20 protein-coding genes and 3 tRNA genes are annotated in these 23,157 nt (G+C 63.0%); 20 read left to right on the top strand and 3 right to left on the bottom strand.

The window, feature by feature from the left end:
• Positions 1 to 246: 246 nt before the first annotated feature.
• The 9 genes from pstS (at position 247) to OZY47_RS07005 (ending at position 11,566) form a co-directional block, all read left to right on the top strand.
• Positions 247 to 1,323, top strand: coding sequence for a phosphate ABC transporter substrate-binding protein PstS (pstS, locus tag OZY47_RS07045; protein WP_277177626.1), 1,077 nt, complete (start codon positions 247 to 249; stop codon positions 1,321 to 1,323).
• Positions 1,324 to 1,328: 5 nt separating this feature from the next.
• Positions 1,329 to 2,306: a phosphate ABC transporter permease subunit PstC gene (gene pstC, locus OZY47_RS07040; protein WP_277177625.1), complete on the top strand. Its 978-nt coding sequence runs from the start codon at positions 1,329 to 1,331 to the stop codon at positions 2,304 to 2,306.
• A gap of 158 nt (positions 2,307 to 2,464) precedes the next feature.
• Positions 2,465 to 3,466 carry a phosphate ABC transporter permease PstA gene (gene pstA / locus OZY47_RS07035; protein ID WP_277179204.1) on the top strand — a complete coding sequence of 334 codons (1,002 nt, stop codon included), beginning with the start codon at positions 2,465 to 2,467 and terminating at the stop codon, positions 3,464 to 3,466.
• A 148-nt stretch (positions 3,467 to 3,614) separates the two neighbouring features.
• On the top strand, positions 3,615 to 4,394 hold the full coding sequence (gene pstB / locus OZY47_RS07030) for a phosphate ABC transporter ATP-binding protein PstB (RefSeq protein ID WP_277177624.1): 780 nt from the start codon (positions 3,615 to 3,617) through the stop codon (positions 4,392 to 4,394).
• A gap of 392 nt (positions 4,395 to 4,786) precedes the next feature.
• Complete coding sequence (gene rplJ / locus OZY47_RS07025; protein ID WP_277177623.1) at positions 4,787 to 5,308, top strand: 50S ribosomal protein L10; 522 nt, start codon at positions 4,787 to 4,789, stop codon at positions 5,306 to 5,308.
• A gap of 117 nt (positions 5,309 to 5,425) precedes the next feature.
• A complete protein-coding gene (gene rplL / locus OZY47_RS07020) occupies positions 5,426 to 5,809 on the top strand; it encodes a 50S ribosomal protein L7/L12 (protein WP_277177622.1) in 384 nt (127 codons plus the stop codon).
• 296 nt (positions 5,810 to 6,105) lie between these two features.
• A complete protein-coding gene (locus OZY47_RS07015; protein WP_277177621.1) occupies positions 6,106 to 7,731 on the top strand; it encodes an FHA domain-containing protein in 1,626 nt (541 codons plus the stop codon).
• On the top strand, positions 7,728 to 11,345 hold the full coding sequence (locus tag OZY47_RS07010; protein ID WP_277177620.1) for a helicase: 3,618 nt from the start codon (positions 7,728 to 7,730) through the stop codon (positions 11,343 to 11,345). The genes OZY47_RS07015 and OZY47_RS07010 overlap by 4 nt, the downstream gene beginning before the upstream one ends.
• Entirely contained in the window at positions 11,345 to 11,566 is a 222-nt protein-coding gene (locus OZY47_RS07005) for a hypothetical protein (protein WP_277177619.1), read from the top strand. The genes OZY47_RS07010 and OZY47_RS07005 overlap by 1 nt, the downstream gene beginning before the upstream one ends.
• Before the next feature lie 17 nt (positions 11,567 to 11,583).
• On the opposite strand, the gene OZY47_RS07000 is transcribed toward OZY47_RS07005, so the two are convergent.
• From OZY47_RS07000 to OZY47_RS06990, 3 genes are all read right to left on the bottom strand, one after another.
• A complete protein-coding gene (locus tag OZY47_RS07000; RefSeq protein WP_277177618.1) occupies positions 11,584 to 12,327 on the bottom strand; it encodes an SAF domain-containing protein in 744 nt (247 codons plus the stop codon).
• A 228-nt stretch (positions 12,328 to 12,555) separates the two neighbouring features.
• Positions 12,556 to 12,753: an FmdB family zinc ribbon protein gene (locus tag OZY47_RS06995; protein WP_277177617.1), complete on the bottom strand. Its 198-nt coding sequence runs from the start codon at positions 12,751 to 12,753 to the stop codon at positions 12,556 to 12,558.
• A 131-nt stretch (positions 12,754 to 12,884) separates the two neighbouring features.
• Positions 12,885 to 13,739, bottom strand: a complete 855-nt coding sequence (locus OZY47_RS06990) for a 5-formyltetrahydrofolate cyclo-ligase (RefSeq protein WP_277177615.1) — start codon at positions 13,737 to 13,739, stop codon at positions 12,885 to 12,887.
• Between the two features lie 245 nt (positions 13,740 to 13,984).
• Here OZY47_RS06990 and OZY47_RS06985 point away from each other — a divergent pair, with 245 nt between their 5' ends.
• From OZY47_RS06985 to fdxA, 11 genes are all read left to right on the top strand, one after another.
• Entirely contained in the window at positions 13,985 to 14,578 is a 594-nt protein-coding gene (locus tag OZY47_RS06985) for a GNAT family protein (RefSeq protein ID WP_277179202.1), read from the top strand.
• A 267-nt stretch (positions 14,579 to 14,845) separates the two neighbouring features.
• A complete protein-coding gene (locus tag OZY47_RS06980; RefSeq protein WP_277177614.1) occupies positions 14,846 to 16,159 on the top strand; it encodes a hypothetical protein in 1,314 nt (437 codons plus the stop codon).
• A 189-nt stretch (positions 16,160 to 16,348) separates the two neighbouring features.
• The gene (groES, locus tag OZY47_RS06975; RefSeq protein ID WP_277177613.1) at positions 16,349 to 16,642 is read left to right on the top strand and encodes a co-chaperone GroES; all 294 of its coding nucleotides are present in this window, start codon (positions 16,349 to 16,351) and stop codon (positions 16,640 to 16,642) included.
• Positions 16,643 to 16,986: 344 nt separating this feature from the next.
• Entirely contained in the window at positions 16,987 to 18,069 is a 1,083-nt protein-coding gene (locus tag OZY47_RS06970; RefSeq protein WP_277177612.1) for a histidinol-phosphate transaminase, read from the top strand.
• A gap of 264 nt (positions 18,070 to 18,333) precedes the next feature.
• A tRNA-Tyr gene (locus tag OZY47_RS06965) sits at positions 18,334 to 18,415 on the top strand.
• Position 18,416: 1 nt separating this feature from the next.
• Positions 18,417 to 18,488, top strand: a tRNA-Thr gene (locus OZY47_RS06960).
• Positions 18,489 to 18,492: 4 nt separating this feature from the next.
• Positions 18,493 to 18,566, top strand: a tRNA-Met gene (locus tag OZY47_RS06955).
• Between the two features lie 48 nt (positions 18,567 to 18,614).
• Complete coding sequence (gene rpmG, locus OZY47_RS06950; protein WP_277143788.1) at positions 18,615 to 18,785, top strand: 50S ribosomal protein L33; 171 nt, start codon at positions 18,615 to 18,617, stop codon at positions 18,783 to 18,785.
• 161 nt (positions 18,786 to 18,946) lie between these two features.
• A complete protein-coding gene (locus OZY47_RS06945) occupies positions 18,947 to 20,434 on the top strand; it encodes an FAD-binding protein (protein WP_277177611.1) in 1,488 nt (495 codons plus the stop codon).
• Between the two features lie 419 nt (positions 20,435 to 20,853).
• Complete coding sequence (locus OZY47_RS06940; RefSeq protein ID WP_277177610.1) at positions 20,854 to 22,413, top strand: amino acid permease; 1,560 nt, start codon at positions 20,854 to 20,856, stop codon at positions 22,411 to 22,413.
• Between the two features lie 339 nt (positions 22,414 to 22,752).
• Positions 22,753 to 23,076: a ferredoxin gene (gene fdxA / locus OZY47_RS06935; RefSeq protein ID WP_277156935.1), complete on the top strand. Its 324-nt coding sequence runs from the start codon at positions 22,753 to 22,755 to the stop codon at positions 23,074 to 23,076.
• Positions 23,077 to 23,157 lie beyond the last annotated feature (81 nt).

Below are 23,157 nucleotides of genomic sequence, written 5' to 3'. Positions count from 1 at the left end.
GATTCCGCAAAGCGTGTCGCCTCGGGGGAGCGGGGAAGCCCGGCTTGTCTCGAAAAGCCGTTTTGTAATACAAATTTGGTCGGAGACGAATAACCCAAAAGGTCGGCGATGGTACGGTCCGGCAGACGAAGGCAACGTCCAAATCCATAATTATTCGTTCGTAGGTCTATGTCACAATAAGAAGCGATGAACAACACCAAGTTTCATTTTGCAACGCGCCTGACGGCACTCGTGTCCGTTCTGGCAATGAGCGTCGGGCTCGCCGCCTGTGGCGACAACGTGGGCCCGGTCGATTCGTCCAACGCGCCGAGCTCGCACGGCTCGAAGATCTCCGGCGAATTCCACGGGGCCGGTGCCTCCTCCCAACAGAGCGCCGTCGAGGCGTGGATCGCCACCTACCAAAGCAGGAACCGCAACGTCAAGATCGCCTACAACCCCTCGGGCTCGGGCGCGGGCGTGAGCACCTTCCTCACCGGCGCCATCGCGTGGGCCGGCACCGACGCCCCGCTCGACGACCAGCAGGTCGCGCAATCGCAGTCCATCTGCGCCTCCGGCACCGCCTTCGACGTGCCGGTCTACATCTCGCCGATCGCCGTGATGTTCAATCTCAAGGGCATCTCGGGCACCGACAAGCACCTCAACATGGACGCCGCGACGATAGCCAAGATATTCGACGGCAAGATCACCAACTGGAACGACGAGGAGATCAAGGAGCAGAACCCCAAGGTCAACCTGCCCAACGAGGCGATCACCATCGTGCACCGTTCCGACAAATCCGGCACCACCAAGAACTTCACCGATTACCTCAAATCCACGGCCCCCGACGACTGGCAGCACGATCCGCAGGAGAACTGGCCCAACGACGTGGGGCAGGCGGCCAAGGGTACCGACGGCGTGATCAGCAGCATCGCCCAGGCCAACGGCACCATCGGGTACGCCGACGCCGCGAAGGCCGGCAACCTCGGCACCGTGAGCGTCAAGGTCGGCTCCGACTATGTGGCCTACACCCCCGAGGCGGCCTCGGCCGTGGTCAACTCATCGCCCGTGCGCCAGATGCCCAAGGGCAGCAAGCGGGTGGTCGTCGACGTGGACTACCAGACGCAGGCCAAGGGCGCCTACCCGCTCGTCTCCGTCTCCTACGCCGTGGCCTGCCCGGCCTACAAGGACGCCCCAACCGGTCGGTTCGTCAACTCGTGGCTGAGCTATCTGGTCAGCTCCAATGGCCAGAAGACCGCGGCCGACAACACCGGCTCCGCCTCCATGGGCGGCGAGCTGGCGCAGAAAGCCGCGAAATCCATCGCGACCATACAAGCGAAGGACTGAAAGCGATGACCACGAATCCTCCCGACCGACAACAGCGGCAACAGGCAGAAGACGTGGCCCTCGCCGCTCCCCGGCACGCCTACCGGGCCGACGCCATTTTCCACGGCGTCGCCCTGGCCTGCGGCATCTCCATCCTCGTGGTGCTCGGGGCCGTGGTGCTCTTCCTTGTGGCGCGCGCCTGGCCTATTTTCGCGCTGCCCGGCTCCCAATCCAAGGCCGTCTTCGAATCGCTGAGCGGTGGCAAGGCGCACGGCTTCTGGCAATACGTGGGGCCTTTGGTCTTCGGCACTGTGGTGATCGCGGCGTTGGCGCTGCTGATCGCCTTTTTTGTCGCCGTCGGCGTCGCCCTGTTCATCACCTTCTACGCGCCCCGCAGGCTGGCCACGCCGCTCAACTACGCCGTCGACCTGCTCGCCGCCATCCCCTCGGTGATCTACGGCCTGTGGGGCGGGCTGGTGCTCGTGCCGGCCATGCATCCTTTCTGGGACGCCGTCTCGCGCTATCTCGGTTGGATACCGCTGTTCGCGGGCCCGGCAGCCAACCCGCCGCGCACCGTCGCCAGCGTGGCCGTGGTGCTGGCCGTCATGATCATGCCTATCATCACCTCGATGACCCGCGACCTCTTCGCCCAGGCCCCCCGGCTCAACGAGGAGGCGGCGCTCGCGCTCGGGGCCACCAAGTGGGAGATGATACGTCTGGCGGTGCTGCCCTTCGCCAAGTCCGGGATCGTCTCGGCCTCCATGCTCGCCCTGGGCCGAGCGCTGGGGGAGACCATGGCCGTGATGATGATCCTCTCGCCGGGCCTCACCTATTCCTGGCATATCCTGCAGGCCTCCAAAAGCCAGACCATCGCCGCCAACATCGCCGCGCAATACCCCGAGGCGAACTCGATGGGCGTCTCCGCGCTCATCGCCACCGGGCTGGTGCTCTTCGTCATCACCTTCGTGGTCAATCTGGCGGCGAGAAGGATCACCGCGAAATGAGCAAGACGACTGGGACCAAGATGCACGAAACAGACGCGATGAACGAGACGAACGACGAGATTGCGCGCGACGTTTCCGATGCCTTCAGCGTTTCCTCCGCTTCTGATATTTCCCGTACTTCCAACAGTTCCGGCATTTCCGATACTTCCTCCACTTCCGTGACCGCCTCCGCCTCCACTTCCGTCTCCGAGCAGCCCGACCGCAAGCCGCACATCCCCGATTTCAGCAAGTTCCAGCCCTCGCCCGCCCTGATTCGCCGCCGCAAGCGTGTCAACGTGGCGATGACCGTGCTGATCGCCCTGGCCTTCGTGGTGGCGATGATCCCGCTCGCCTCGCTGCTTTGGACCACTCTCTCGCGCGGCGTCGGCCGGCTCAACCTCAACTTCCTGACCTACAACATGTCGGGCGTGATCGGCGGCAAACCCACGCCCTCCGGCGGCTACGGCGGCATCGAGCACGCCATCATCGGTACCCTCGAGGTGACGCTCGGCGCCATGCTCATCTCCGTGCCCGTGGGTCTTATGTGCGCGGTCTACCTGGTCGAATACGCGCGCGGCGGCTGGTTCCCCAAGGCCGTGGCGATGCTGGTCAACGTGATGAGCGGCGTGCCCTCAATCGTCGCCGGCCTCTTCGCCTTCTCCCTCTTCGCCATCATCGCCGGCCCGGGCGTCTCCAACGGCTTCGAGGGCTCGGTGGCCCTGTCGCTGCTGATGATCCCCACCGTTGTCAACTCCAGCGTCGAGATGCTCAAGGTCGTGCCCGGCGACCTGCGCGAGGCGGCCTACGCGCTCGGTGTCACCAAGCAGCGCACCATCGTCCGCGTCGTCCTGCGCACCGCGTTGCCCGGCATCGTCTCGGGCGTGATCCTCGCCATCGCCCGTGTGATCGGCGAGACCGCGCCGCTGCTGATGACCGCCGGGTTCATCGCCACCACCAACTGGAACCTCTTCAGCGGCCAGATGACCACGTTGCCCGTCTACGTCTACCAGGAGTTCAGCAAGATGTCGGTGACCTGCCTGCCGTCCGCCGGCTCGGGCTGCGTCGCCTCCATCCCCGCCGAGCGCTCGTGGGCCGCCGCGCTCGTGCTCATCGTGCTGGTGCTGCTGCTCAACCTGGCCGGCCGCCTCGTCCAGCGCCTTTTCAGCGTCAAGGAGCGGTGATGGTGTGCTCGCTTTCGTTTCGTCTCCGTGCCTTGTGGTCGCGTTTCGGCAGACGTTCGCCACGTAATAATTCCGTTTGTTGCAGTTATCCGATTAATGTATTAGATCCTTTATATTTCAACGTCTCATCACCAGAAAGCAGGTCATCATGGGCCAACGCATCGATGTCGAGCATCTGAACGTCTACTACGGCGATTTCCTGGCCGTCCAGGACGTCAACCTCAATATCCAGGCCAACAAGGTCACCGCCTTCATCGGCCCGTCCGGATGCGGCAAATCAACGGTCCTACGCACGCTCGACCGCATGCACGAGATTACGCCCGGCGCACGCGTCGAAGGCAAGGTGCTGCTCGACGGCAAGGACCTCTACGGCAAGGGCGTCGACCCGGTGGCCGTGCGCCGCGATGTCGGCATGGTCTTCCAGAAGGCCAATCCGTTCCCCACGATGTCCATCCGCGAGAACGTCTTGGCCGGCATCCGTCTCAACAACCGGCACATTTCCAAATCCGACGCCGACGAGCTGGTGGAATGGGCCCTGCGTGGCGCGAACCTGTGGAACGAGGTCAAGGACAGGCTCGATCGTCCGGGCATCGGGCTTTCCGGCGGCCAGCAGCAGCGCCTGTGCATCGCGCGCGCCGTCGCCGTGCATCCTAGCGTCCTGCTGATGGACGAGCCATGCTCCGCCCTCGACCCGATCTCCACGCTCGCCGTCGAGGATCTGATCAACGAGCTCAAACGCGACTACACCATCGTCATCGTCACCCACAACATGCAGCAGGCCGCCCGCGTGGCCGACTACACCGCCTTCTTCAACCTCAAGGCCGTCGGCAAGCCCGGCCACCTCGAGTATTTCGCCGACACGACGACGATGTTCAACAACCCCCAAAATGAGGAGGCCGAGCGCTACATCTCCGGCCGTTTCGGCTGACCCCGCCCTCCTTGTCCCCCCCCAACTCAGTGGGAAAAGCATCAAAATCGGCCTAAAAAGATGCTTTTCCCACTGGTGCTCGGTGAGATTGCGGGGAAAGCACCATTTGGGGGCTGATTTGGTGCTTTTGCCACTGGTTGGGGTTGGGCGTGTCGCGCGGTCGGGCGGCATCCGTATACTTTCATTTGTTAACCACAGACTGTTGGTTAGGGGCGCTTGCCCCTCGAAGTTTGGTTCGCCAAGCCAGCATAGGTTGAATATCATGAGCCGCGAAAGCGGTGGTTGGTGCTCTGCCTGTGCGCAGGGCATTTTTTGTAGCGATACAAGATGGTGCTTTGAGACGTTTGGCGCGTCGGATTTCCTGGCCAATGGTTGACTCAGGAAGGAACGCCATGAAAAGGCCCGAAAAGGAAGCGGTGATCGCCGAGCTCACGGATCAATTCCGTGATGCCGACGCGGTTTACCTTACCGAGTACCGCGGGCTTACCGTTCCGCAGATCTCCGATCTGCGCGAAAAGCTAGGCCGCGATACTTCCTACTCAGTGGCTAAGAACACGCTCGCTCGCATCGCCGCCAAAGAGGCTGGGTACGAGGGCTTCGATGAAGCGCTCTCCGGCCCCTCCGCAATCACCTTCGTGAAGGGTGATTACGTCGAGGCTGCGAAGGTCCTGCGTGACTTTGCCAAGAAAAACAAGGCCCTCGTCATCAAGGGTGGTTTCGCAGACGGAACCATGTACGACGCCGAAGGCTTCATGAAGCTCGCGAGCCTCGAGTCCCGCGAGACCCTGCTCGCAAAGATGGCAGGCGACCTCAAGGGCACTATGGCCAAGGCCGCTCGCACGTTCGCCGCTCTGCCCACCAAGGCCGTGCGCACGTTCGACGCTTTGCGCGAGAAGCAGGAAAAGGCCGCTTGATTTCCTCGCGGCTTCGGCCGTGTGGGTGTTGAGCAGTTGATAAATAAATAAGAAATTAGGATTTCGGTGACGGAAAACCAACAATCAAACCGCCACCATGATTGAAAGGAAGCCATTATGGCTAAGCTCTCAAGCGACGAGCTTCTCGATGCGTTCAAGGAAATGACCCTGGTTGAGCTCTCCGAGTTCGTCAAGAAGTTCGAGGACGAGTTCGACGTCGAGGCCGCCGCCCCGGTTGCCGCCGTCGCCGCCGCTCCGGCCGCTGGCGCTGGCGCTGGTGAGGACGAGAAGACCGAGTTCGACGTGGTCCTCTCCTCCTTCGGCGACAAGAAGATCCAGGTCATCAAGGTCGTCAAGACCCTGACCGGCCAGGGCCTCGCCGACGCCAAGAAGCTGGTTGACGGCGCTCCCGCCACCATCCTCGAGAAGGTCAAGAAGGACGACGCCGAGAAGGCTAAGTCCGAGCTCGAAGAGGCCGGCGCCACCGTCGAACTCAAGTAGTTCCTTTCGGCCGAGGGCCGTCGCCGACGCTTTTCGAACCGCCGGCCGCCGGTGAATTCCTCAGCCAACGAATGCAAACCCCCGTATGCGGATTACCGCAGCGGGGGTTTGTTCGTTTTAGCGGGTATTGTGGCAGTGGAAGCGCATCCAGGTTTCGGCCGCGGCATCGCCCAAGCGTATGGCCTTGGCGACGTCATGCGAAAAAGTTGTCAATGTAATGGTTTTGCGCAGCGATGGCTTGGAAATCATGGCAGAATGGCAATAGAGTGCGTTTAGGTTACAGGAGGCCTGTGAAAGTGGCAGATCAACGAACCGCTGAGCGGTGGGTCATCAAGGTCAACGGCGGCGTCCAGGTCGGCGTGGGGCCTGGCCAGGATGTCGAGATCGGTCGTCATCCGTTGAGGCCCTTGGCCGACGACGGGCACCGGCGTGTCGAGATCGCCGACTCCACCCGCTCCATGTCCAAGCGGCACGCGCTGTTCAGCGTCTCGGCGAGTGGCGAGGCCACCCTCGAGGACCGCAACTCCACCAACGGCACCTACGTGCTCGACGAGGACGGCAACCTCACCCGGCTCGCGCCCAAGAAGCCTTTCATATTGCAGACCTCGCCGATGAGGATGCAGTTCGGCGACGTGCCGGTCGATTTCGTCAAGGTCGAGGCCGATTCGGAGGAAGGACGGGACGAGGAGGGCAACCCCGTCACCGATCTCTTTGATTATGCGGCCTCGCGCGGCAATGGTGAGCCCGAGGCGGCGGAGATGTCGGTCGACGACATCCTCAACCTGCGCGCCGGAGAGCCGACGATGGCGTTCAAGGCCGCCGACGTGGCCGGTGCCGTGCGCGGCAATCAAAAGGCCGGCAAAGGCAAAGCGGCATCGACGGCACAGACGAACGCCGCTCAGACACGTGATGATAGGAAGGCTCCGAACGCCGCCGCTGACGCTACCGGCGCGGCGGATTCGTCCTTGCGGCCGGACAAGGCCGAGAGCCAGCAGGTGGTCGACAGCATCGCCCTCGACGTCAAACCCAAGGAGGCCAGCGCCGCGGTGAGGCCGCGCGATCTCTTCCAGGACGCGCTGGTGCAGGAAGCACAGACACAGCAAACCGTGCAGCCGGGTATGGCTGGTGGCGTTGCCAATGGCCAGGTGCCCGTCAATTCCGGTGATTCGGCGAATGTCTCAACGCCGCAGACGCCGCAGACGCCAGGCCAAGGTGCCGCCACGTCCGCCGGTTCGCAGGTCTCCTTGCCCCAACGGCATGAGGAGGCCGCGCGACCGCAACCGGCGCAGGGTGCCGTTCCGGCGCAACAGGGTGCCACCGCGTTCGCCCAACAAGCGCAACCGCAGCAAGCTCAGCAACCGCAACCTGTGCAGCAGGTTCAGCAGCCGCAGGAACCGCGGCAGAACGTCGGCCCGGTCAACGCGACCTACCAGCCGGTGGCCCGGGCCGCGGCCCAGCAGGACTCGCAACAGAGCATCTTCACTCCGATGTACGCCGAAGCGGCCGGAGCGCAAGCCGGCCAGGTCTCCGCCGAGCAAGGGGAGCGCAACCGGTTCATGCGCCCCGACCCGCAGGCGGCCGTCAGCGACGAGAGCGACGCCACCAACGTCTTCGAGCCCGCCTTCGAACCGGGTTCGGTTTTCGAGCGCGTCTCCAAGGGCGAGTTCAGCAAGCCGGCCCAGGTCGTCGAGGTCGAGGGCCTCAATTCCAACGACGCCAAGGTGACCACGGATTTCGCCGTCCAGTTCGAGATGGCGAAGCACCCCGAGCTGCTGCCGTTCCTGGCGATGAACCCCGGGTTGTACGACGACTTGTACGCCTGGCTGGGCTCGCTGGGCAATCAGGACATTGACGCCGCTCTATCTCATAATTCTGGTTACGCCGAGTATCAGCAAGCGCAAGGGACGGGAATGCAAGCATGAACGACAAGAAACAAAGCGCCAATGGCATCGACCAGATGACCGAATGGTATGAGGAATACCGCCGGGGCCTGAGCCCCTCGCCCCTGCAGGACGTCGGCCAGCTCACCGCCCAACTCGACCTGACCCACGCCCATCCCTCCGGCATCGCCCAGCTCTTCGCCAGCGGGCACACCACCCTCGCCTCGCTTTTCCGCGACACCGGAATGCTCCGCGCCGCCGGCCGCAGGCTCGAGCGCGTGCTCGACGACAAGGCCGCCAAGACCCGCATCTCCGGGGTGGCCGAGCTCTCGATGGTCGTCGGCGTGGCCACATGGAAGGGCAACAGCGTGCCTGTCCTGCTCTATCCGGTCGACGCGCAACGCAAGGCCGGCGGCCGTGAGACCGACGCCACCATCCGTTTCACCGGGCACGTGGGTCTGAATCCCGCCTTCGCCTCCGCGATGCGTTCCGAGAACGTCGAGATCGACGAGGCCGCGCTTTTCGACGGCTCGAATTACGAGAGCGGCACACCTGATACTTCTGCCGTTTTCGCCGCCATCATCGCCCAGGCACATCATTCGCTCGCCGATTTTGACATTGAGCGCGACATCGTGCTCGGCTGCTTCATGGACCCCTCCACGAAGATGATCGCCGAGGGACACCAGATCATCGACTCCCTCAAGCGTGGGGACGCCAACAATACGATCCTTGAGGCCATGGCCGGCGACAAGAAGGCCGCCGAACGGCTCAAGGGCAACGCCCTGCCGCAGTTCAGCCCCTTCGACGACGACCCCCACAACGAGCACGCCGCCGGCGACGTCAGCAACGTGATGCGCTATGCGGGCAACCTGGTCGCCCAAGGCCATTCGCTGTTCGTCAACGGCGACGCCGCCAACGACACCGCGCTGCAGGCCGCCTCGATCGCCTCGCGCTGCGTGGCCGCCAACCGCTCGGTGCTCTACGTGCCCGCCGTCGCCCAGCAGAAGAAGCGCTTCGCCCAGAAGATGGACGCCTTCCAGCTCGGCGACCGCGTGCTCGACATGGCCGAGCCCGCCGCCGGCGCCAACCTCGACAAGCAGCTCATCGCCGCCGTCGGCTTCCAACCCGGCGTCGCCACCTCCCGTTTCGACCAGCTCTCCGACGAGCTGGTGGGCGTGCGCTCGCGCCTGACCCGCTACCTTGGCGACCTGCATGGGGTGAGCAAGGAGTGGGGCGTTTCGGCCTACCAGACCATCCAGAACCTGGCCAGCATCGCCAACATGCCCACGCATCCGGCCACGCATGTGCGGCTGAGCAAGGATGCCGCGCGAGCCATCGCACCCCACATGGACGACTGGGCCAAGAAGCTGCGTCAGGCCGGCCAGTTCGGCGAGTTCACCGTCGGCCCCGAGGACACGGTGTGGTACGGAGCCTCCCTCTTCTCCGAGTCCGAGGCGGTCAGCGCCTACCAGAGCGTCGAGGACCTCCTGCAGCGTCTGCTGCCGGCCATGCGCGAGGACGTCGCCTCCACCGCCGAGACCTGCGGGTTCCCGGTGCCCGGCACCGTGCAGGAATGGTGCCGCCACGTCAAGGTGCTGAAGAACCTGCGCCGTGTGCTCGACGTCTTCCAGCCCGAGATCTTCGAGCGCGACATCGACGCGATGATCGAGGCCACCAAGCCCAAGGAGCAGCGCAAGGCCGAAGGCACCAGCATGGGCTTCTGGGAGCGTCGCCGCCACGTCAAGGAGGCCAAGAGCCTGCTGCGCGCCGGCGCCCAGGTGGAGGACCTGCACGAGGCCTTGAAGGTCGTGCTCAAGCAGGCCGCGCAGTGGCGCACCCTGGTGCCCCATGGCGGATGGCCCGTGCTGCCTCCCAAGCTTGATGAGATCGTCGAGACGCAGGAGACGCTGATGCGCGACATCACCGCGCTCGACGCCGTGCTCTCCACCACCGTGCAGGGTGGCAACCTGCAGACCGTTCCGATTGAGCGGCTTGAGCAGCGACTCAAGGATCTTTACGCCGACCGCCTGGCGCTCGACACGTTGCCGGGCCGTTCGCGCCTCGAACGCGAGTTCCGCGACGCCGGCCTGGGCGAGCTGGTCGATGACCTGCGCGCCAGGCGCGTGGGCACGCAGGCCGTCGAGGGGGAGCTGCAGCTGGCCTGGTGGACCACTGTCTTCGAGGACATCGTGCGCTCCTCGGCCATCATCTCCAACCAGGACGGCTCGGCCTTGCAATCGGCCGCCAACCGCTTCGCCCAGGTCGACGCCGAGCACGTCGACTCCATCGGCCCGATGGTCGAGCAGGAGTCGATGCGCAGGCTCTGCGACCTGCTCTTCTCCCACACCCAGGAGGCCAACCAGCTGCACACTTTGCTGGCTAGCCATTCCAGGGTGCCGTTGCAGCGCGTGCGCCACGACCATCCCCAGATCCTCGCCGCCGCCAAGCCGGTCATCGTCGCCACCCCGTCCACGCTCGTGGTGCTGAGCAAGCCCGAGCCGCTTGCCGACGTAGTCATCATCGACGCGGCCGCCCATCTGCCCTCGCTGGCGCTGCTGGTCATCCTGAGCCGCGCCAAGCAGGTCGTCGTGCTGGCACACCGCAACACGGTCACCTCCCCGGCGGTCCGCTCGCTCATCGGCATCCTGCCGCAGGTGGATGTCGACCCGCGCCCGATGCGCCGCGATCCGCGTCTGGCCGTCTTTCTCTCGCAGCATGGCTATGGCAAGGTGCGCCGTGACGTCGCCACCGAGGCGATGCAAGGCACCGTGAAGTTCCACCGGGTCAAGGCCAACGGCGTGCCCGTGCTGTCCACCGGATTGGTGGAGAGCAGCCAGCAGGAGATCGACGAGGTCATCGCCACCATCAAGCGCCGCGCCCAAGGCTTCAGCGTGGTTCCCACGGACTACCTGCTCGTGGTCGTCACGCTCACTCCCGTCTTCCGCACCAGGCTCGGCGCCGAACTCAAGTCGCTGTCGATCAAAGACAAGGCCATGGCCCGCTTCCTGCGCCACGTGCGCCTGATCGGCGTCGACGAGGTCTCCGGCTGCAAGGCCACCGATATCATCCTCTCGTTGTGCTTCGCCAAGACCGCCCACGGCCGCCTGCTCCAGCAGTTCGGCTCGCTGGAAGGAGAAGGCGGCGACGGCAAGTTGCTCGACGCGCTCGCCCTGGCCGACAGGAACCTCGACATCATCTCGGCCTTCGGCTCCGAGGACATGGAGGACGACCGCCTGCACCAAGCCGGCCCGAAGCTGCTCAAGGTGGTGCTCCAATGGGCCGAGAAGCTCGGCAATGGCGTCATCCGCCCCACCATCTCCACCGATTGCGACAACGTGCTCTTCAATGACCTCGCCAACCGCATCAAGGCACGCGGCCTCAAGGTCGCGGTCAACTATGGCTTCGACGACGGCCTGCGCATCCCGCTGGTCGTGGGCCTCAAAGACAAGCCGTTCTCGCTGGCCGTGCTCAGCGACGACGCCGCGTTCATGGGCATCCAATCCACCAGGAAGCGCCATCGTGTGCTGGCCCGCGAGCTGGAGGGCCTCGGCTGGTCGGTCATGGACGTGTGGAGCGTCGGCGCGTTCGTCAACCCCGACAAGGAAGTGGATCGCGTGGTCTCACAGATCGGGGAGATCTACCGGGAGGTGCGTTGATGGCGGGTTATGACCCGACCCGACGCTCCGCCCGCCGCCACAAGCGCGTCACCCGTGAGGGCTCCGAACGCTTCGACGTCGACGATGCCGATCTCGGTCTCTCCGAATTCGCTTCGGAGGGCCAAGGCGCATCGAAGGACGCCAAAGACCGCGATGACGACGCCCGAATCCTGCGAGAGCTCCCGCCCCATTGGGGCATCTTCAGCGAGCGCGGCGCCTGACCTCAGGTTGACGGCGCTCACTTGCGTGTGATCACCATGATGGGACCTCCTTCCTTCGCCGCGATGACCGTCGCCGCCTCCTGCGGGCTCAAAGCCACCTGGATATGTGTCGCCGTCTCGATGTCTTGGTCCATGCTGTCGCGGCTGGTTTTGACGATGACGACATCTTTCGCCAACATGCAGGAATCCTGCGGCTGGCTTGCCTCGCCGCTTGAGCCAGCATCGCCATTCGTCTCGTCTTGTGCAGCGGATTGCTGGGCCTGATCCGCGGTTCCGGGCTGCCCGCCGCCGGTGCACTGGCCCGACGTCACCAGCGAGACGCGTTCGCCCGCGAACAGCGACGACCCCGCGCTCACCACGGCCACGTCGATCACGGTCATCCCCTCGGCTGGCACGGGGGAGGCCCTGGCCATGGGCCGGGTGAGGATGTCGCCCGAGGCGATGTCGACTTGGGCTATCGTGCCCGTGGCCTGGCTTCGCGACGACAGGGCCGAGGCGAGCGCCTTGCTCTCCGGCACCTGCACAATCTCGATGTCATCCTCATCGATGGTGCTGCCCTTGGCGATGTCGTGCGCCGCGGTGGCCACCGGCTTGGTGGCGACCATGCCGGCCATCGACTGCAAGGCGAGGAACACGGCGATGCCGGCGCACAGGGCGATGGCCAGCGACCGGATCGTGCGTGAGCGCCGCCGCTGCTCGAGGGTGGGGTAGCGGGACTTGGCTGTGCCCGCCGCTTTCGTGCTATGGAAAAAGGTCATCATGGTTTCATGATGACCCAGGTCATTCAGGTTTCAAAGCTCAAACGGGTTATGTGGTCGAACGGTTGGGGTTATCCACATTTGAGGCGTGTCGCGTATAGCACGCATCAATCCGTCCACATTTTCCATGTCGCGCCGCAAGTTGTCCACATTATTCGGGCGAATCAATCAGCGGAAGCAGCCGGACGAATCGTTTGAGCGAAACCGCGTGGACAACGCTACCTTGACGAACTACTTGGAAGACGACGCCTCGTTCTTGTCGGTGCGGTAGAAGCCATGCCCCTTGAACTCGATCGGCACCGCCGAATAGACCTTGCGCACCTGCTCCTCGCCGCACTTCGGGCATACGGTGATCGGGTCGTCGGTGAACGACTGCTGTTCGGTGAAATCGTATCCGCAGTTCTTGCAGCGATAATGATAGATAGGCAACGGTCCCTCCACAAATGTTGGCAAATCAAAGAATAGACTGTTCATATCCTAGTCCCAGGCCAGACCGTGGCTTCGTCCGAGAGGGAAAGCCGCCGCTTGGCATATCGCGTTCGCCAGTTGCTTGTGCGCGTTCAGAACCAGACGATGCGTTCCGGCGTGAGCACGGCGTCGACGGGAATATCGTGTGGTTCGCGTGGCACCGCGTCATGGCCGTCGATGAGCTCCCAGTCCCAGCACACTCCGATTTTCAGAGCGTCCGCGGGCAGGCATCCGAGGGCTTGGTCGTACCATCCGCCGCCCCGGCCGAGCCGTGTGCCGTCAAGGTCGATGGCGAAGGCGGGGATGAGCGCGATCTTCGCATTGGCGATGGCGTCGGGGCCAAGAGCCTCGCTTTCCGGTTCCGAGGGACGCAGCCCACCTCTGGACGTTCGCGGCATATCACGCAGCAATCGCGAGCCGAGGTATTCGCTCCAGCCGATGTCGCGTCCGCGCCCGAGTCGCGGCACCAGCACCCGCAATCCATGCTCCACCAAGGCATCCAGCAGCCCGAGCGTCGGCACCTCGGTGCCCATCGAGACATAAGCCGCGATGGTGTCGCCTGCGGATAAGGATATGGTGCGCATCTGTTCAGGCTGCTCGTTGTCTCTGTTGATGGCGGCCGCATTGTTTGCCGCCGCTTCTGTTTGCTTCTGCGGGGTCGTTTCGGCGGAATTCGGAATCGCGCCCTCAGATGCTTCCGTTATCGGCGTCGTCGGGAGCTTCGCCGTTCGTCCGGTTGTCGGTTTCGCAAAAGGATTCGCCATTGGATTCGTGGCAGGAGTCGTTGCTGGCTCGGTGACGAACCATCTCAACGCTTGCGTCGTCGCGGCCGCCAGCCGTTCGCCTGCTTTCGCGCGCTCGGCTTCATTCACCGTTCTGCGCTTGGCTATGGCTTGCTTGCGCATACGCCCTTTTTGTTCCTCGACCGCCGTCTCGATAGTGCCCATGGTTGTATGGTAACCAGCGCGGCCCTCATCGCGGCGAAATGGTTCATATCATCGGGATTTTCGAAAACTCTCTGATTTACCTCCCCGCCAGCCATCTGATAAAGCGTTATACCTCGCGTCATTCCGCCGTTCTCCAGCAGGCGTACCACACGCGGGCGTACTATGAACTCGTGTCCGTCTTCCGATCCCTGCGCAGCGCCCTCGCGCCCAATGCAAACGTCAGCTCCAACCCGAACGCCATCACCATGCCCGCGCAACTGCCGGCTCCCGAAGGAGCGATCCAGATTCTCCTGCGCCCGCTGACCGCCGAGGACGAGGCCGGTTGGAGCCGTGTGCGCATACGCAACGCGAATTGGCTGAGCCCTTGGGACGCCGGCGACCCCATGCACGGCCCCGGCCTCACCTTCAACACCTGGCTTGAGCGTCAGCGCCGCGACGAGCGGACCGGCGTCGCCGCGCAGTTCGCCATCGAATACCAAATGGAGATCATCGGCCAGGTCTCGGTGGGTGCCATCAGCTACGGTTCCATACGTTCCGGCAGCGTCGGCTATTGGGTCGACAAAGCCCATGCCGGCTTGGGCGTCGCCCCGCTTTCGGTGGCGATGCTCGCGGATTGGGCCATGCTGAGCCCCGACGGCCCGCGCCTGCACCGCCTGGAGATCGCGATGCTCCCTGAGAACGAGCGTTCCCGCCGCGTCGTGGAGAAGCTCGGCGCCCACCGTGAGGGCCTGCGCCGCCAATACATGTATATCCGCGGTGCGTGGCGTGACCATGATGTCTACAGCCTGCTGGCCGACGACGCCCCAGGTGGGTTCGCCGCGCGGTTCCTTGGCAGGTGAAGGCCACGATAATCGTCAAAAGCCACGTCAAACCGGTTTTCGCCGCCTCGTAAATACGCCGCATAAACACCGTTTTTGTCTGGATATTCCGCTGATTTACGCCAGTACACGGGCAGAAACGACACGCGTGTGATTTAATGCGTCAAAAGTCACGAACTCTCTCTATTCTTGATAGATATGGATTATGCGTGGGTGAGCAGTGTCATCGTGCTGGTCATTCTCGCGATTCTTGTCATTGGCTGGCTGCCGCGGCAAACGGTGGACAGCATGAAAAGAGTGGTTGAGCATAGGGCCGATAAGTATTCGCTCTCGCTGCATCTCGTCGATGCGCAGAGCGGCACGAGGTTTTCCGACGATCATCACGCTCTCTCGGAGGGGGTAGTCATGCGCTCGAAGCAAGCGGGGGACGCTGCCAAGGCTGCGGCAAGCAAGGAAGCGAAACGCGTGGCCCACATCCGTCAGTTGCGTCGTGAGGCCGCGCACCGTCGCGCGATCATCGCCGCCACGCTGCTCGCCGTCACCATCGTGGTCGCCATCGCCGCCATTCCCCTTCATTTCAGTGGTTTCTTCGCATTGATTCCTCTGGCGTTGCTCGCCGTGGTCCTGGTGCTTGGCGTGCGGGCCTCCAACCACGCCCGCGAATGGGAGCGCCAGCTCAAGGTCAAGCGCCATCGCCGGGCCATGAACGCCGCCAATCGTGGCGTCGAGGCCGCCAAGCGCGTCGGCCAGCTGAGTGCGGCCCATCAGTCCGCAGAGCTCGTCGACGCCCCTGTGGCGCATAACGAGGACGACGAGCCCACCGGCGTCATGGAGCAGCGTGAGATTCGCCAGGCGTTGCGCGCCAGCCGCGCCGACCACGAGCGTGTTGAGGCGCTGCGGGTCCAGCGCGAGCATGACCGCCAAGAGGTTGCCGCGTCGCAAATCTCCAGTGAGGCCGAGGCGAAGGCCGAACCCAAGCAAGCCGTCAAGGCTCATTCCGCGTCGGCCGCTTCCGCACCCGCCTCTTCCGATTTTTCCAAGGCCAGCGCGAAGTCCGCTGAGGTGCGCAAGACCAACCATTCGCAGGGCAAGGCCGCCGCATCCAAGGCTCAGCAAAGTCACAAGACCAACGAGGCCGTCAACCAGGTCCAGACCAAGGCGAAGGTTGCCTCGCCCACCAAGGACGAGCCCAACGACGCCACCCACGAGCTGAAGCAGGTTCATCCCGTCCGCGCGCTCGACGCCGTCGACATGGTCAGCAACCAGGACCTCATCTCCTTCTCGCTCGGCGCGCCCCGCTCCGGTGTGGAAGTTGAGACCTCGGAGCCGCGGAGCCTCGAGATCAAGTCCACCAAGCAGGTCGCCAAGGCCGTGCCGCAAGACGCCGAGAAGTCGGATTCCGAAGCAACCGATACCGCGAAGAGCGATGCCGGCGAGGTTTCGAGCAAGGCCGATTCCAAGGCCAAGCAGCCCAAAGGTGACGAGGCGGAGGTCAAGTCGTTCCATGAGTCCGAGGTCTCCGCAGACGTCGAGGCGCCGGCCAGCTCGTCCGATTCGCTCGGCGCTGGCTTGGAGAAGATTCTCGCCCGTAGGAGCGCCTGAAGCCCCTCGATACGCTGATTTGTGAAGGTTTCACTCAGAGCGTTAGCACTCGGGTTGGCAGAGTGCTAATTTTCGCGCTACGATAGGTAAGTAAGCGCAAAGGGACGGTGCCGAAAGTGATCGTCAGCCTCTGAAAGCGGTGTCCTCGCGCGAGGAAATGCAACTCTCACTAGAAAGAGGAGGTCCACAGTGTCGATCTCACTTACACCGTTGGAAGACAAGATTATCGTCAAGCAAGCTGAGGCGGAGACCCAGACCGCGTCCGGTCTCTACATCCCCGACAACGCCAAGGAGAAGCCGCAGCAGGGCGAGGTCCTGGCCGTCGGCCCGGGTCGTCGTGACGACAACGGCAACCGCGTCCCCATGGACGTCAAGGTTGGCGACAAGGTGCTCTATTCCAAGTATGGCGGCACCGAGGTCAACTACAAGGGTGAGGATTACCTCATCGTCGGCGCGCGCGATGTGCTCGCCATCATGAACTGATTGGCCTAGTCCAACAGATTTTTAGCGGTGTGCCCCGGCTGTGTTTCCATGGCTGGGGCACACCGCGTTTTTGTACCCTGTCGTCTGTCTCTTCTCTTCGACGGCAAGAAACGGACAAAATTAACCACGAAATTGTTCGGAATCTGCCATCTCTCTTTGCCGACGGCAGGAATCGGACAGGATTCTCTTCGCTTCCATCCGTTTTCTGCCATCGAGTTTGAACGGCGGCAGATTTTGGACACGATTATCCGGTTTCCATCCATTTTCTACCGGTATCAGGCCGGCATCTCCAAAAACGGACGCCGAATGTGCGATAGGTTCTCCCACGGCTTACAATGCTAGATATGACTTTCAAACATCGCCCAATAATCGACACCATCCCCGCCTACAAGCAGGGCAAGCCGGCCCCCGCAGTCGCGGGCCAGCGCTCCTTCAAGATCTCCAGCAACGAGAACCCGTATCCGCCGCTGCCCAGCGTGCAGAAGGCCATCGAGGACCGCGCGCTCGACCGCATCAACCGCTACCCCGACATGCGTGGCTGGGACGTGGTGCAGCGCCTGGCCAAGGACTACGGCGTCGAGCCCGAGAACGTGGTGCTCGGCTGCGGCTCCACCGAGGTCATCACCCAACTGGTCACGCTTCTGGCTGGCCCCGGCGACGAGGTCGTCTACCCGTGGCGCAGCTTTGAGGCGTACCCGATCATCGTCGCGGGTGCCGGCGCCACCAGCGTCCAGATTCCCAACCGCCCCGACGGCGGCCACGATATCGACGCGATGATCGCCGCCCTCAACGACCATACGCGCCTGGTCATCGTCAACAATCCCAACAACCCCACCGCCAGCTCGGTGCGTGACGACGAGGCCCGCCGCCTGATGAAAGCCGTGCCCTCCGACGTCACCGTGCTCTTCGACGAGGCGTATTTCCAGTTCAACAACGACCCGTCCACCAGCGTGGCCATGGATCTCTTCCGCGAGTACCCCAACATCGTCGTGGCCCACACCTTCTCCAAGGCCTACGGCCTCGCGGGCCTGCGCATCGGCTACGGCATCGCTCAGCCCGACGTCGTGGAAGGCATGCGCAAGGTATCGCTGCCCTTCGGCGTCACCCAGACCGCCCAGGTCGCCGCGCTCGTCTCGCTCGACGCCAAGGATGAGCTGATGGACCGCGTGCGGAAGATCATCGCTGAGCGTGACCGCGTGGTCGCCGCGCTCAAGGCCCAGGGCTGGGACTTCCCCGAGCCCTACGCCAACTTCTTCTGGCTGCCGTTGGGCGCCAAGACCGAGGAGGCCGCCGCCCGCTTCACCGCCGCCGGCCTGTCGACCCGCGTCTTCGAGGGCGAGGGCATCCGCATCTCGGTGGGCGAGGTCGAGGCGAACGACAAGGTCATCGAGGTCTGCCAGTCCCTGAAGTCCGACGGCATCGCCTGACTTCGACCCGCTCATTGTGCACGTTTCCTGTCGTTGATTGCCCCTCATCGATAGAAACTGTCCACCCATGTGCGTTTTCTATCGTTGAACGCGGTTGAGCGATAGGAAACGTACACGGCTCAGGGGCGTCATGACGCGGAAATTGGGCATCGGGCCCCGCTTCGACACACATGGCGTGTCGTGGACTTGCGCCAGTCGCTGGTTCATGGCATTATAGTCAAGTTGCCCGGTCAAGCCGATGTTTCTGAGGTTTGAATGCGCAATGGCGGATTTCCCAAGCGGTCAAAGGGAGCTGACTGTAAATCAGCCGCTTATAGCTTCAGTGGTTCGAATCCACTATCCGCCACGCCTCGATAGCTCAGTGGTAGAGCACTTCCTTGGTAAGGAAGAGGTCGTGAGTCCGATTCTCACCCGAGGCTCTCTGGCGGGATAGCTCAGCTGGCTAGAGCGTACGACTCATAATCGTAAGGTCAAGAGTTCGAGTCTCTTTCCCGCTACAAAGATCGACATACGTCGGTTGGAAAACTAACGCAGAAGGTGAACCAATGGCAAGCAAAAGCGCCGCAGTCCGTCCGGGCATCACGCTGGCATGCACGGTGTGCAAGGAGCGTAATTACATCACGACGAAGAATCGTCGCAACACCCCGGATCGTCTTGAGCTCAAGAAGTTCTGCCCGCGTTGCGGCAAGGAGACCGTGCACCGCGAGACTCGTTGAGTCTTGGCATCGTAGCTTAAGCCTGACTTCGGTCGGGCTTTTTTCATATCTGTTTGCCGCGAAGGTGTCTGTCGCGAAAATGGTCACCGCAGAAAGCGCATAAGACGATTGACCACGTCGTCAATCGGGTTCGTGAAACGTCGATAATGAGGTAGCTCATCATGGGAATTGAACATATCAACATCTTGGATTATTACGCCGACGGCGCTTCGGGCCGCGCAATGCCCGCCTCCACCTCCGTCTCCTCGAATGCCGCCACTTCCGGGGAATCTAAAGCGCTTGAGACTCCCACGCTCGCCGATCTGACCACCATGGGTGTCGGCGGCCGCGTCGCGCAGTTCATCGAGCCGACCACGGAAGACGAGTTCATCGCCGCGGTGCGCGGGGCCGACGAGGCGGGCAAGCCATTGCTGGTCATCGGCGGCGGGTCGAATCTGCTGGTCTCCGACGAGCCGTTCGATGGTGTGGTGGTGCGTGACGCCAGGTGCGGCCTGTGGTACGAGGCGCACGGCCACAAGCCCGAAGGCACCCCGGATGACGGTATCGACGGCGGCGGGTATGTCAATGTGGACGCCGGCGTGAACTGGGACGATTTCGTGGCGTTTTGCTCGGGTCGTGGTTTCTCCGAGCTTGATCCCCTCTCCGGCATCCCGGGGACGGTGGGCGCGTCGGTGGTGCAGAACATCGGCGCGTACGGCCGTGAGGCCGGCGAGAACGTCTCCAGCGTGACGGTCTGGGATAGGAAAGACAAGGTCAAACGTATGCTGACCCGCGATCAGCTTCACTTCGGCTATCGTTCCTCGCTGCTGAAAAGTTCGATGTACCAGGCGCCCGCCACGCCGGCCGCGCATTATTTCCCGACACCGCGATACGTGGTGCTTTCCGTGTTGTTCGTCTTCAAGGAATTCGGGTTCTCCGATGTCGTGCCGATCACCGGTCAATTGGCCCATGCGCTGGGTGTCAAGGAGGGAACGCTCACCGAGTCCCAACTGGTGAGGCAGGCGATTCTCGGCATTCGCTCCGGCAAGGGGATGCTGGAGGACGTGCGCCGTTACGAGAAGCCGTTCATGAAAGGGCGGAAGGCGGACAGGATCATCTACGAGGTCGTCGCCGGAAAAGTCGATCAGGAGCACGGCGGCAAGATGACGATGTACGACAACAGCAGCCCCGGCATGGCCAGCATGGACGGTGACGGCACCGGTGAGATCTGGGCGGATTTCCGCGTGCCTGGCGATACGTATGCCGAGCCGAACGCCAGATTGCTCAGGATGGAGGACGCCAAGCCCGTGGACTGGGACCGCCACAGCTGCGGCAGCTTCTTCATGAACCCGATTTTTACGCCGGAGCAGGCGGCCACGCTGCCGGAGGGCGCCCCGCGTTTCGAGGCCACGCAGCCGAACGGCGAGCCTGGTGTCAAGACCTCGGCGGCCTGGCTGATCGACCACGCCGGGTTCCACAAGGGGTTCAAGGTGCGTCCCGACGCGTCGGCTGGCCTGTCGTCGCGGCACACCTTGGCGCTCACCAACCGTGGCGGTGCGAAGGCCAGTGACATCGTCGAGCTCGCGCGTGCCATCCAGAGCGGCGTGGAGCGCGCGTACGGCATCCGCCTGGTGCCCGAGCCCGTGGTCGTGGGTCTCGACCTGCGATAAGGCGGGGATTTTGCAGAGCGGTGACGTTTGGGGTGACGACGTGCGGAGGCGTGCGGGGCGCGAATCGATAAGTCGTGAATCGCCAAGTCATCAAGGGCCAAGTTCCAGCGTCAGCGTCGGCAAGCTCGATCAGGATTTCTCGCACCGCAATAATATTATGCAAATAAATAATAATTGTCTAATATTAGTGTCCGCTATATGATTGCGGTAACCGGAACGTGACGTGGCGCTCGTAGTGTTCATGGTGTTGCATATCGCGTCGCGCACGCGCTCGGCGAGCTCAGCGTTCGGTATTCAACCCGGCTGGCAAGTCTGGTGTGAACGCCGTATTCGCCGCGCTTAGGTGTATCAGCGTATCCATATATTGGTATACGCACATCCGCGTCGCCCAGACGCGCCTGGGGGAGAGGTAGTTCAAGATGAATCTGTTCAGGACGAAATCAGTGGAGCAGGCGCTCGCCGAGACCACCACCGGCGACCGCAAGCTGGTGCGCAATCTGGGCGCGTGGGACCTCGCCGTCATGGGCGTGGCCGTCGCGGTCGGCGCGGGCATCTTCTCCATCGGCGCCCAGGCCGCCGCCTACCACGCCGGTCCCGCCGCGATCATCAGCTTCCTCATCGCAGGCGTCATCTGCGGGGCCGCGGTGATGTGCTACGCGGAGTTCGCCTCGATGATTCCTGCCGCCGGCTCGGCCTACACCTTCACCTACACGACGGTCGGCGAAGTGGTGGCGTGGGTGATCGGCTGGGACCTGATCCTCGAGATGCTCATGGCCGGTTCCGTCGTCTCCAAATATTGGAGCGTCTACCTCAACGATTTCCTGCGCCTGATGGGCTTCAACTCCAGCACCGAGCTCCATTTCGGCAAGTTCACGTTCGATTGGGCCCCGCTCATCGTCATCACGTTCTTCACGGTGCTTCTGGTGCTGGGCACCCGCATCGGCGCCCGTGTCGACGGCGCATTCACCATTCTGAAGATCGGCATCGTCGCTTTCGTGGTCATTGTCGGTTTCTTCTATATCAAGACGTCGAACTACACCCCGTTCATCCCGCCGTCCGAACCGGCCAGCAAGGTGCTGGGCCCGTCCTCCGGCGGCGTCATGACTCAGCCGCTGATGCAATGGGTCACCGGCCAGCAGCCCACCGTCTACGGCGTTTCCGGCATCGTCTCCGGCGCGGCCCTGGTCTTCTTCTCGTTCCTCGGCTTTGACGTGGTCGCCACGGCCAGCGAGGAGGCCAAGAACCCGAAGCGCAACGTGCCGCTGGGCATCGGCATCGGCATGCTGATGGTCATCGTCATGTACATGCTCGTCGCCATCGTCACCACCGGCATGGTCTCTTACAAGGATCTCGCCAAGGCCAAGGACCCGTCGCTCGCCACCGGTTTCGAGCTGGTCGGCGCCACTTGGGCCGCCAAGATCATCTCCTTCGCCATCGTCATCGGCCTGACCACCGTGGTCATGGTGCTGCTGCTCGGCCTGACCCGCGTGGTCTTCGCGATGAGCCGTGACGGCCTGCTGCCGCGTGGCCTCTCGAAGGTCGGCAAACACGGCACGCCCGCCAAGCTGCAGATCGCCGTGGGCATTCTCTTCGCGATTGTGTCGTCGTCGTTCGACGTTTCCATTTTGGCCGATATGGTCAATATCGGCACGCTTTCGGCCTTCACCTTGGTCGCGATTTCGATTCCGATCATGCGCAAGAAGCGCCCCGACCTGCCCCGCTCGTTCAAGATCCCGGGCAGCCCGTGGGTGCCGATTCTGATTGCGATCGCCAACCTCTGGCTGATGCTCAACCTCACCGTGGTCACCTGGATTCGATTCGTGGTCTGGCTGCTCATCGGCTTCTGTATCTACTTCGGCTACTCCTACCGCCATTCTCGCCTGGGCACCGGCGAGCTGGACGCCGACGTCGAGCGCGCGATGGAGGCCAAGACCGTCGCCAGCGTCACCGAAACCGACGCCGAGGACCGTCGCGCCTGATCTGATTAGTCGGTCGGTGCCTTCGACGGCAGAGAATGGACATGATTCGGCTGGGTTCGTCCATTTTCTGTCGATACTCGGTTCCAACGGCATGGTTCAGATTTGATGTCGCGATTTTTCGTCCGTTATCTGCCACTGTGTCTTCGTGACGGCAGACAACGGAAGTAATCTTGTAGGTTTCAGTCCGTTTTCTGCGGACTCAGGTTTGACGACGGGTGTCGGATATTATTTCCTGACTTTTCGTCCGTTTCCTGCCGTCGAAGTCGCGTCGTGTCGTCCGCTCCGTCGTTGCTCCCACGTACCCTAAACAAAGACTTAGGTTGTAAGGAGGCCTCCTGAATGGCTTATGTAATCGCCCAACCCTGTATTGACGTCAAAGACAAGGCGTGCGTCGACGAATGCCCCGTGGACTGCATCTACGAAGGCGACCGCACCCTCTACATCAACCCCAACGAGTGCGTCGACTGCGGTGCCTGCGAGCCGGTGTGCCCCACCGAGGCCATCTTCTATGAGGACGATGTGCCCGAGGAGTGGGCGTGGTACAAGGACGCCGCCGTCACCTACTTCAACGATTTGGGCGACCTCGGTGGCGCTCAGGCCGCCGGTCCCTCCGGCAAGGACGAGGCTCGTATCGCCGCCCTTCCGCCGCAGAACCAGGACTGATACTCTTAGGATTTCAAGTTTCCCAATTACGCGCCTCGTAGGAGCGTGTCCACAAGACCCACGGATTCATCTCAATCCCGT

Source organism: Bifidobacterium sp. ESL0790 (genome assembly GCF_029395435.1).
Lineage (GTDB): Bacteria > Actinomycetota > Actinomycetes > Actinomycetales > Bifidobacteriaceae > Bifidobacterium.
The sequence above is the reverse complement of the archived record's forward strand: the minus strand, read 5'-3'. Positions and strand labels throughout refer to the sequence as shown.